The following is an 11,116-nucleotide window of genomic DNA, read 5'->3' as shown; positions in this document are numbered from 1 at the left end:
AGTTAATGTCAGCAGACAAGGCTCCTAATAACTTAGAATCTTCTGTTGTTTATATTGATGAGAATTTAGGGGTACCCTATCGTGAAAAAAAATATAATCGAAAACAACAAGAAAAATTAGAATTAATCCCCTTCGTAGGGGTATTATTATACAAATAATATGCGACCGTTCTATATTTTTATACTCTTTGGATTCATTTTAAGTATTCTTTTCTCATCAGGTCAGATAGAAAATCCAGATACACATCTTCGGTTAACCCAAACTCGGATAATACTTGAGGATGGAGAGTTTGGACTACCAGAGGATGTAGGTGAAGATATGCATGGAAATATTGCGATAAATGAGAGTGGACAGAGGTATATGGTTTATAACCCTGGGCAAACTGTAGTTTTTATACCAATATATTACATCTCCAACCTTTTTTGTTCAAATGAAGTTAGTGCCTATTATTTCTCAGCATTTTGCGTATCTTTTATCAATTACTTCATCCATGCCCTCTGTGCTTTTCTGTTATTTAAGATTGCGTTACTTTTGGGAGTCTCTAAAAAGCAAGCTTATTTATTAAGTGCATTTTTTGGGCTAACATCATATTCTTTTGTTTTTGCACAAAGTACATATGAACATCACTTTGAGATGTTCTTTATTTTAATGAGTGTATTTTATGCTCTTAGAAATAATACTAAAAATAAAGGACTACTATCGGGTTTGATGTTAGCGTTAGGATTGTTTTTCAGAACTACAACAATTTTGGCAGTTCCAGCTATTTTGCTGCTTCAAAAAGATAATAAATCAAGGGTCAAGCTTTTATTAAGTCTTACAATTGGTGTTGGTTTTGTTTTGTATTACAATTACTACAGATTCGGGAATCCATTAGAATCTGGTTACTCACTAGCATGGTCTTTAGCAAATGGGGATAAATTTGATTTTTGGTCAATATCTAGAATCCCAATTGCTATATTAGGATTTTTATTTTCTCCAGGAAAAGGACTTGTTTTCTTCTCTACAACTATATTGATTGCTTTGTTTGGGGTGAAAACATTTTGGAAAAAGCATAGAATTATGTCATTTTCTGTTTTTTTGATTATTGCAGCTTATCTTGGTGCTTTTTCTATGAATTTTGCTTGGCATGGTAGTATATGGTCATATGGTCCTCGTTATATTCTACCTATCATTCCTTTTCTTTATTTGCCAATCATATATTTAAAGCCAAAAAAATGGGTTTTCATTGCAATGATTATTGCGCTCATTTTGCAGGTAGAGTTAATTTCAGTTAATTATAAAAGAGATGTATTAAAAGACTTTATAACTTATAATGGCCTTTCTGATATGAAATATCTTTCAGGTATAAATAAGGAGCCACATTTTGTACAGGCAAAACAATTAGCAATTATTTTGCCTAAAAACTTTGATCGATTGAATAATTATCAACCTAACTCACCTTGGAAAAAAGAGATTAGAACAGCTTCCAATGAGGAAGTGATAAATTCCTCTATAGAAAAAAACTCAATTAATTTTTGGTGGGCTCGAGTTTTCCATTGGAAAATATCAGTATTTAGTAGAGTTTTTTCTGTTTTGTTACTGTTTTCTGGAATCATAGGTGCTTTTAAGTTAATTAAATATGTCAAAAGAAAAATCATATAAATACTTAGTTATTGGATTAATTATCCTTGGGAGTGTTCTGAGGTTAACAGTCTTTTGGGTAAGTCCACCTAACAATGCATATGATGACCATTTAGAGGTCATAGATATTTATACACAAGATTTTGATCGTCCAGCTCCTTTTCAGTGTTGGGAGTGTTATCAGCCCCCTTTGTATTACTATACTGGAGCTACTGTTTTTAGCATATCAAAAATATTAGGAGCAAGTCAAATAACTTCATGGAAAATGGTTCAGGCAATTAATCCATTGCTTTCAATCCTTTTACTCATTATAGCGTCCCAAATTTTGCTTTTATTCAAAATGCAAAAAATCGTAAATGCTATAGTCCTTTCTTTTATTGCTGTGCTTCCCAGGGATATATTCACCGCAGCTATGATTGGAAATGATTATATGTTGGTGTTCTTTTCTGTACTCGCTTTTTATTTGTTTTTAAAATCATTAAATGCCTTAAAAAAAGGAAATATAGTATGGCAGTGGTTCATTGCATTAGTTCTAGCTGCTATTTTAGGTAGCCTTACAAAACAGCACGGTTTATTACTAAATTTATTTCCTGCAGTGATATTTTTATTATTGATTAAAAAAGTTTACCGAAAAATGCTCTACTGGGCAATCCCTATTATATTATTGGGAGTTTTATGTTCCTTGTTAGAGGAAATATGGAAGTACAATCAGACTGGTCATCTCTTAGTAAGTAATCAAGATTATTTTAATTATGCGGATAATCAGTATCCTGGGTCACTTAAAAAAGTTGAGTTTTTTACTTTTCGTATTTTTAATTTGTTTCAAGATCCTTTTATCTCTCAAAGTACCTCAGCTTCTTTTTTCACAGAATTATTTGCCAGAACATTTTATGATTATGAATGGAGGTTCATTAGTCCCAAAACCTCTTGGTTTTACTACCTGGGGTTTATAGCATACTCAATAGGTTTAATTTGGTTTACTTTTTTTACAATTGTTATAGCCTCATGGGTTAAGAGTAATAAAAAATTAGATTTAAAAATTAATTGGCATTCGGCTACCACTAAATTAACCCCTATATTGTTAGCATTTTTATTTATGATAGTACCCTTCCTGCAAACATTAAGGTATCCATATTTTTCAAGTATGAAATCCATGTTTATGCTTTCTGGTATAATCCTATTAATCTTAACATTAGGAAGTCTAATGAAAAATAAATCATTTGTTAAAAGAATAGGAGCTGTAATTATTGCTGTAAACATAATTTATGGTTTAGTTTTAGTAGTTAGCATTTCCATATATGTTAATACTTCATTAAATCATTTGCATGGGCCATTATGGCCTATACCTTAATTACATTTTATGATAAATAATAAAAAAATAGTCGTTGTATTACCTGCATATAATGCTGAAAAAACTTTAGTAAATACTTTAAACGAAGTACCATTTGATATTGTAGATGATATTATTCTTGTAGATGATTATAGTTCAGATAAAACAATTGAGGTAGCTGAATCGTATGGGTTGAAAAACGTTTTCAGACATAATAGCAATTTAGGTTATGGTGCGAATCAAAAAACATGTTACCATAAAGCAATTGAACTCAATGCAGACATAGTTATTATGCTACACCCAGATTACCAGTATACACCTAAGTTAATCCATTCAATGTCATATATTATTGCTAATGATATTTATCCGGTAGTATTAGGTTCAAGAATTTTGGGCAAAGGAGCATTAAAGGGAGGGATGCCTCTATATAAATATTTTTTTAATAGATTCTTGACTTTTTCTCAAAACTTAATCATTAATCAAAAGCTATCAGAATATCATTCCGGATATAGGGCTTTTTCAATTGAAGTATTGAAGAAAATCAATTTCGACATTAACTCAAATGATTTTGTTTTTGATAATCAAATGTTGGCACAAATATTCATGGATGGATATGAAATTGGAGAGATAACTTGTCCAACAAAATACTTTAAAGAAGCTTCTTCTATCAATTTAAAGAGGAGTATAGTATATGGTATTGGTTGTATGTTAGTATCGTTTGAGTATCGTTTGCATAAATGGAAAATCATTAAATCAAAAAGATTTTAAAAATTATATAAATGAAAACATTATCTATAATAATACCTGTATATAATGAAGAAAAAACAATTATCTTATTGTTAGATAAAATAAAGAGAGTAAAGCTTCTTTGTAATATAACAAAAGATATTATTATTATTGATGACGGATCCTCAGATAACACTAACAATACTCTTAAAAGTTATATTGACAATAACCAGAATCTAAATATTCGACTAATATCGCATGAGGTTAACAAAGGTAAGGGTGCTGCTATACATAGTGGTATTAGGTTAGCCATTGGGGAGTATTCAATAATTCAGGATGCCGACCTGGAGTATGATCCAGAAGAGTATAATATATTATTAAATCCCATTATAAAAGGAGTTGCAGACGTAGTTTATGGCTCTAGATTTAAAGGAAGTAATCCACATAGAATTTTATTTTTTTGGCACTCAATCGGGAACAAAGTTCTTACTTTCATGTCAAATATTTTTACAAATTTAAATTTGTCAGATATGGAATCATGCTATAAAATATTTGATACATTATTATTACAAAATATAAATTTAAAAGAAGAAAGATTTGGTTTTGAGCCAGAAGTAACTGCAAAAATTTCTAGAGTACCTAATGTCAGAATTTATGAAGTAGGTATTTCTTATTATGGAAGGACATATGCGGAGGGGAAAAAAATTAATTGGAAAGATGGAGTTCGTGCAATCTACTGCGTAATTAAATACGGATTATTAAAACTTTAAAATATTGCAACAATTTTGTTTGATAAAAATACATTACTCATTAATCGGATCGAATATAAAATAAGACTATAATCAAAAAAATAGGACCAAAAAAGTAGGATGATAAACTCAATTTCGACCAAAATTGGAAAATCTGGACATTTTTTGAATTTTAAGTGTCGTATTTTTTAAATACTTTGTAAGTAGCTATAATTTAACATTTCACGCTAAAATTTTTATAAATTTCCAGAAAATGTTTTATTGGGATTTTCTAAAAACGAACGGAATTAATATAAATATACTATAAAGTAATATTTTAAAATTATTTTTTATTTTGATTAATACGATCTTAATATTGATTTTCCATGTTCTAAAATATATATTTTTCATTTGCATCTGAAAAGGAGAAAGTATCTAAAAAAAGGTAACTTGACTTCCATTAAAAACAATAATTAAATAGAATTAAATAATAATGAATACAGCTTCTCATAATAAATTAGTTTCTTTTATCTGGTCAATTGCAGACGACTGCCTTAGGGATGTATATGTGCGTGGAAAATACCGCGATGTAATTTTACCTATGGTAGTGCTTCGAAGGTTGGATGCACTTTTGGAGCCTACTAAAGATGCCGTACTAGAAGAACTCGCTTTTCAACGTGATGAGGCTAAGTTCACCGAATGGGACGAAAATGGACTTCGAGATGCGTCGGGATATGTTTTTTATAATACAAGCAAATGGACTTTGCAATTACTGCATAATACGGCCACAAATAGTCAGCAAATTTTACTTACCAATTTTGAAGACTATCTCAATGGGTTTAGCGCTAATGTAAAAGAGATTATCGATAAGTTTAAATTGCGCAGTCAAGTGCGTCATATGGCCACCAAAGATGTGTTATTAGATGTATTGGAAAAATTCACTTCGCCAGATATTAATTTAACACCTTTTGAGAAAGAAGATCCCGATGGACGAAAATTACCTGCGCTATCCAATTTGGGAATGGGGTATGTTTTTGAAGAATTAATTAGAAAATTCAACGAAGAGAATAACGAAGAAGCTGGAGAGCACTTTACACCACGTGAGGTAATTGATTTAATGACACACATTATTTTCGATCCTATAAAAGAGGACTTACCGCCAGTAATGACTATTTATGATCCTGCTTGCGGAAGTGGGGGAATGCTCACAGAAGCTCAGAACTTCATCAAGAACCAAGAAGGTGTTATCAAGGCTTTGGGTGATGTCTATCTCTTCGGGAAGGAAATCAACGACGAAACCTATGCCATATGCAAAAGTGATATGATGATTAAGGGCAACAACCCCGAAAATATTCGCGTGGGTTCTACCTTGTCTACAGATGAATTTGCAGGCACTACATTCGATTTTATGCTTTCCAATCCACCGTATGGAAAATCTTGGAGCAGTGAAAAAAAATATATCAAGGATGGGAGCGATGTTATTGATCCGAGATTCAAGGTAATGCTATCAGATTATTGGGGGGACGAAGAAGAGGAAGATGCGACGCCGCGTTCTTCTGATGGACAGTTACTTTTCTTGATGGAAATGGTAAGCAAGATGAAATCCTTAGCCCAAAGTACTAGCGGAAGTAGAATAGCCTCCGTACATAATGGTAGTAGTTTGTTTACAGGTGATGCTGGTGGGGGAGAAAGTAATATCCGTCGTTATATTATTGAAAATGATTGGTTGGAAGCCATTGTCCAAATGCCAAACAACTTGTTTTATAATACAGGAATTACCACCTATGTTTGGATTTTAAGCAATAATAAAGCACCAAATCGAAAAGGAAAGGTACAGCTTATTGATGCTGGCGAGTTATATAGAAAATTGCGAAAGAATCTAGGTAACAAAAACTGTGAATTTGCTCCGGAACATATAGCTAAAATATTGGAGGTTTATACCGACATGAAACCCCTAGAAAGCAATGAAGAGGACTCTAAAACCTCAACAACCAATAAAATTGAATCTAAGATTTTCGATAATGAGGATTTTGGATACTATAAAGTTACCATTGAACGGCCAGAGCGTTTAAAAGCACAGTTTACTGATGAGCGTATTGAAAGCTTACGCTATTACAAATACTTAGAAGAACCGATGCAGTATGCTTATAAAACTTATGGTGAAGGCATATATGATAATTTAAATAAACATGCTGAAGATATCCTCGAATGGTGCGAGCAAAACGACTTAAATCTATCGGCTGCCAATAAAAAGAAACTTACCAAAAAAGCCACTTGGAAGAAACACAGTCATTACGTTACCCTCGCCAAGAAGTTACAAGTGCATTTTGGCGATACTGTATTTTCAGATTTTAATGCGTTTGAAAAGGAAGTAGACCAAATTATCAAAACTGAAAATTTAGACGCCTCGGCAGCTGATAAAAAAGCCATTTTCAAAGCCGTAAGTTGGTATGATGCCGATGCCGAAAAGGTAATAAAGAAAAAACAAAAGCTGAAAGGGGATAAACTGCAAAAGCTCTTGATTCATTTAGGATGCAGCGAAGAAGGTTTAGTAGATTTTGGTTATTACCCAAGCGATAAAAAAGGAGAGTATATCATCTACGAAACAGAAACAGACCTCCGCGATACCGAAAATGTACCTCTAAAAGAAAGCATTCATGACTACTTTTTAAAAGAAGTAAAACCTCATGTTGACGAAGCTTGGATAAATCTGGACAATACTAAAATAGGGTATGAGATTAGCTTTAACAAATATTTTTACAAGCATACGCCTTTACGCGATATCGAAGAGGTTACAAAAGATATTCTAGCATTGGAAAAGGAAAGCGAAGGTTTAATTGCAGAAATATTACACTTAGCATAATGGTAGAAACAGAAAATAAAGATAAGGTAGCTGAGCGGAATCGAAGCTACGAGAATTATAAAAAATCTGGTATAAGTTGGTTAGAAGATATTCCAGCCCATTGGAAGTTAAAACGATTTAAACATATTTTTCATGAAAAGAAAAAGACAACAAATGTTGAATTAAATTGTGGTTCTATAAGTTTTGGTAAGGTAGTTTATAAAGATGATGACAAAGTTCCAGAATCTACAAAAAGTTCTTATCAAGTATTGTCAACAGGAGAGTTCTTAATTAATCCTTTAAATTTAAATTATGACCTTATAAGTTTAAGGATAGCATTATCTGATAAAGATGTAGTTGTAAGTTCAGGTTATATTGTTATTCAAAATATTATCAAAATAGACAAAAGTTATTTTAAGTGGCTCTTGCATATTTTCGATGTTGCTTTTATGAAAACTCTTGGAGCAGGTGTAAGACAAACATTAAGTTTTAACCATATTGCTAATTCAGAATTTGTTTATCCCCCCCTACTAGAACAAACCAAAATAGCCCAATTTTTAGACGATAAAACCACCAAAATAGATGCCGCTATTGGCATAAAAGAGCAACAAATAGACTTGCTAAAAGAACGCAAACAAATACTCATACACAAAGCAGTGACCCGTGGGTTAGATGATAATGTGACCTTAAAAGATTCTGGTGTGGAGTGGATTGGTGAGATTCCTGAGCATTGGGAGGTGAAGGCTTTAAGATATATTTCAGATAGCTTTCCAAGTAATGTTGATAAACATAGTAAGCCAACTGAAAAGGAAGTTCGCTTATGTAACTATACCGATGTATATAAAAATGACTATATCACTGATGACATGGACTTAATGATTGCTACTGCAACGGAAGACCAAATAAAAAAATTCCGGTTGTTCAAGGGAGATATTGTTATCACAAAGGATTCGGAAACGGCAAGTGATATAGCTGTTCCAACTTATATCGTTGAAGAACTTACTAATGTAGTTTGTGGTTATCATTTGTCAGTTATTAAACCAAATAAGGATATATATGGACAATACTTGTTTAGAGCTTTGCAGTGCAAAGCCTTTAATGTTCAATTTGAAATAGAGTCTAATGGTATTACAAGGGTAGGTTTAGGAACTTCTGATATGAGAAAAGCCAAGTTCCTCGTTCCTCCACTTTCAGAACAAAAACAAATTTCTTTTTATATAGAAACCGCTTCACAAAAAATAGAAACGGCTATTAGCATAAAGGAGCAAGAGATTGAGAAGTTGAAAGAGTATAAGGGGAGTTTGATTAATAGTGTGGTAACGGGTAAGATAAAGGTGTGTTAATTATGGCTAAGAAAAGTGTAATCGAAAATTTAGAATTTAATCAATTAAGGTCTTACGAAGATGTAATTAAGGATTTAAAGAATAAGAAACGTCAGAAACATTTATTATTAGGAAATGGTTTTAGCATGGCTTATGACTCAGGAATATTTTCTTATAATGCACTGTACAACTTTATAGAAGAATTGAAAGATCCGGTATTATCAAAGTTGTTTGGGGTAATCAATACCAAAAACTTCGAGCAAATCATGCGGCAACTTGATAACTTTATTGAAATTGCAAAAGCACTAGGAGGAAATGAAAAATTGGTTTCACAACTGATAGATGCAAATGCATTACTTCAAAAAAGCTTAATAGACGCAGTTAGCTCTTTGCATCCAGAGCATGTTTTTGAAATGTCTGAAGATAAAAGTGAATCTTGTTTCACGTTTTTGAATGCATATTTAGACAATGGTGAAAAAGTATTTTCAACAAATTACGATTTACTGTTGTACTGGGTGCTTATGCGTAATGAATCAAAAACAGCGATTGATGGCTTTGGCAAAGAATTATTAAACCCTTCAGAAACTCGCAAAGGAGAAGAGCCTGAGTTTGATGAATTATATTGGGGTAAGTACAAGGATGAACAAAGTGTATTTCACGTACATGGTACATTACCCATTTTCGATACTGGGACGGAAATTGAAAAAGAAGTGTACCGGGAGCGCAAATATTTACTTACAAACATCAAAGAGCGAATGGATAATAAAGACTACCCAATCTTTGTAACTGCTGGTGATGGAAAAGAAAAACTTAAACATATTTATCATAATCGCTATTTAAATTTCTGTTATGAAAATTTATGTAAAATAACGGGATCGCTCATCACATTTGGTTTTGGTTTTGGAGAATACGATGAACATATTATTGATGCGATAAATAAGGCTGCAAAAAGGGGAGCTCAGTCTGGGGACAAATTATTTAGTGTTTATATTGGAGTATATTCAAAAGGCGGACTAGAACACATAAAAAGTATAGAACATAAGTTTCAATGTAAAGTAAATGTCTATAACGCAGGAACTGCTAATATTTGGGCTTAATTGAAAGTGATTATACTAGAATAATTAATAGGTGTTTTGCTTATAGTAAAAGGATAAAACCAAATTAAGAGGATTATAAATGAATAAAAATAGAAAATTAATCAATAGCGATAGTTTAGCTGCTTTTTATAAGGCTGCTGTAGGTGTAAAAGAAACGTTTACTGATAAAAAACTATCTCAGCTAATTTCTGCTTTTGAGCATACGTATGTAGAAGATCTTCTTGTAGACATAGACCAAGCTAGAAAAGCATTAGAAGGTTTACCAGTGTCGTTCTACGATCACCTCGCTACCAATTTTAGTGATAACCTAAACAGTATTCCAGAATTTTGGTTGATACTAGATTGTCGTTTATATGAAGTTTTAACTCCTGAAACAGCTACTTATATTAACACAAAAATACTTAAAGAGGCGAGTGGTACTAATGCTGAGTATTTATATAAGGGGGTCACGGCGTTAGATAGTGAAACACCAGATTTGGCTCTACTATTTTTTGGACAAATAGAGCATTATATAGCCGCTTACTTTATTGGTTTCAGCTACATTCAACTTGAAAATTATCCAAATGCCATAAAAAGCTTTCTAGAATTTAATAAAGGCTTGAAAGAATTTATAGCAACCTCTAAAATACCCGAAATAGACAAAAACCCTTCCTTGTTATTTTTTAAATGGGAGGTAGCAATTGAATTGGGCTATTTGTACAATGCAAATAAAGAATATGATAAAGCTCTACAAAAATTTGATGAAGCATTATGTGCTATTAATTTGGAAGATACCTACTATATACTTTCAGAAAAATCTCTTGAAAATACGATTGAAAATCAATTTGAAATATTTTTAAATAACTTTCTTTTTACCTTAGAAAAAACGACTGCTTATAAAAAGGCTGTTACTTTATTAGAATCTGTATTGGAATTTAATCCAAACCATACAGGGTATATACAACAACTTCAAAATTTTAAAGAACGACTAAAGCGACATAAAACTGCCAACACGATTTTACGAAATATAATACCAGTAAAAAAACCATTTAATATCCAAGAATTTACCAAAACACAATTAGTAGCCCGCGAAAAAAACTTGGAAGATATGATTGTGGAGCAAATAAAATATGGCTACGAAGTATTTGGAAAAAAGTTAGAAATTTATCAAGACGAAACAATATATGGTCGACAATATTACATTAAGGCGGTTAACGGTATATTGGATCTCTTGTTAATTGACAAGGCAACTGATACGCTTTATTTAGTAGAATTAAAGCGCAATTTAGCCGGGGTAGAGGTGGTTACTCAATTGGAAAGTTATATGGAAGGGTTAGCCACCGAAATTAACAAAACTATACGAGGTATTACATGCTTACATCAACCCAATCCCGAATTAACTGCACTCATAAAACAAAAAGAAAACATAGAACTTTTTACCTATCACTTTGATTTTAAAAAATTAGGGTGAT

Annotated in this window: 8 protein-coding genes; all 8 read left to right on the top strand. The window is 32.1% G+C overall.

What is annotated here, in order from left to right; all coding sequences use genetic code 11:
* Window positions 1-159 precede the first annotated feature (159 nt).
* The 8 genes from AACZ92_RS03965 (at window position 160) to AACZ92_RS03930 (ending at window position 11,115) form a co-directional block, all read left to right on the top strand.
* On the top strand, window positions 160-1,641 hold the full coding sequence (locus AACZ92_RS03965) for a hypothetical protein (protein WP_339697366.1): 1,482 nt from the start codon (window positions 160-162) through the stop codon (window positions 1,639-1,641).
* Window positions 1,619-2,971 carry a hypothetical protein gene (locus tag AACZ92_RS03960; RefSeq protein ID WP_339697364.1) on the top strand — a complete coding sequence of 451 codons (1,353 nt, stop codon included), beginning with the start codon at window positions 1,619-1,621 and terminating at the stop codon, window positions 2,969-2,971. The genes AACZ92_RS03965 and AACZ92_RS03960 overlap by 23 nt, the downstream gene beginning before the upstream one ends.
* A gap of 9 nt (window positions 2,972-2,980) precedes the next feature.
* On the top strand, window positions 2,981-3,718 hold the full coding sequence (locus AACZ92_RS03955; protein ID WP_339697362.1) for a glycosyltransferase family 2 protein: 738 nt from the start codon (window positions 2,981-2,983) through the stop codon (window positions 3,716-3,718).
* 11 nt (window positions 3,719-3,729) lie between these two features.
* Window positions 3,730-4,446: a glycosyltransferase family 2 protein gene (locus AACZ92_RS03950; RefSeq protein WP_339697360.1), complete on the top strand. Its 717-nt coding sequence runs from the start codon at window positions 3,730-3,732 to the stop codon at window positions 4,444-4,446.
* A gap of 451 nt (window positions 4,447-4,897) precedes the next feature.
* Complete coding sequence (locus tag AACZ92_RS03945) at window positions 4,898-7,267, top strand: class I SAM-dependent DNA methyltransferase (protein ID WP_339697358.1); 2,370 nt, start codon at window positions 4,898-4,900, stop codon at window positions 7,265-7,267.
* On the top strand, window positions 7,267-8,589 hold the full coding sequence (locus tag AACZ92_RS03940) for a restriction endonuclease subunit S (RefSeq protein WP_339697356.1): 1,323 nt from the start codon (window positions 7,267-7,269) through the stop codon (window positions 8,587-8,589). Before AACZ92_RS03945 ends, AACZ92_RS03940 begins: the two co-directional genes overlap by 1 nt.
* 2 nt (window positions 8,590-8,591) lie before the next feature.
* Complete coding sequence (locus AACZ92_RS03935) at window positions 8,592-9,665, top strand: DUF4917 family protein (protein ID WP_339697354.1); 1,074 nt, start codon at window positions 8,592-8,594, stop codon at window positions 9,663-9,665.
* A 79-nt stretch (window positions 9,666-9,744) separates the two neighbouring features.
* The gene (locus AACZ92_RS03930; RefSeq protein WP_339697352.1) at window positions 9,745-11,115 is read left to right on the top strand and encodes an endonuclease NucS domain-containing protein; all 1,371 of its coding nucleotides are present in this window, start codon (window positions 9,745-9,747) and stop codon (window positions 11,113-11,115) included.
* The last annotated feature ends 1 nt before the right edge of the window (window position 11,116 follow it).

The sequence above is a fragment of the uncultured Marixanthomonas sp. genome, from assembly GCF_963974425.1.
Classification (GTDB): Bacteria; Bacteroidota; Bacteroidia; order Flavobacteriales; family Flavobacteriaceae; genus Marixanthomonas.
The sequence above is the reverse complement of the archived record's forward strand: the minus strand, read 5'-3'. Positions and strand labels throughout refer to the sequence as shown.

What these genes read in the sequence shown, in the direction of transcription:
- AACZ92_RS03965 (WP_339697366.1), top strand. Translation starts at nt 160, where the DNA reads ATGCGACCGTTCTATATTTTTATACTCTTTGGATTCATTTTAAGTATT.
- AACZ92_RS03960 (WP_339697364.1), top strand. Translation starts at nt 1,619, where the DNA reads ATGTCAAAAGAAAAATCATATAAATACTTAGTTATTGGATTAATTATC.
- AACZ92_RS03955 (WP_339697362.1), top strand. Translation starts at nt 2,981, where the DNA reads ATGATAAATAATAAAAAAATAGTCGTTGTATTACCTGCATATAATGCT.
- AACZ92_RS03950 (WP_339697360.1), top strand. Translation starts at nt 3,730, where the DNA reads ATGAAAACATTATCTATAATAATACCTGTATATAATGAAGAAAAAACA.
- AACZ92_RS03945 (WP_339697358.1), top strand. Translation starts at nt 4,898, where the DNA reads ATGAATACAGCTTCTCATAATAAATTAGTTTCTTTTATCTGGTCAATT.
- AACZ92_RS03940 (WP_339697356.1), top strand. Translation starts at nt 7,267, where the DNA reads ATGGTAGAAACAGAAAATAAAGATAAGGTAGCTGAGCGGAATCGAAGC.
- AACZ92_RS03935 (WP_339697354.1), top strand. Translation starts at nt 8,592, where the DNA reads ATGGCTAAGAAAAGTGTAATCGAAAATTTAGAATTTAATCAATTAAGG.
- AACZ92_RS03930 (WP_339697352.1), top strand. Translation starts at nt 9,745, where the DNA reads ATGAATAAAAATAGAAAATTAATCAATAGCGATAGTTTAGCTGCTTTT.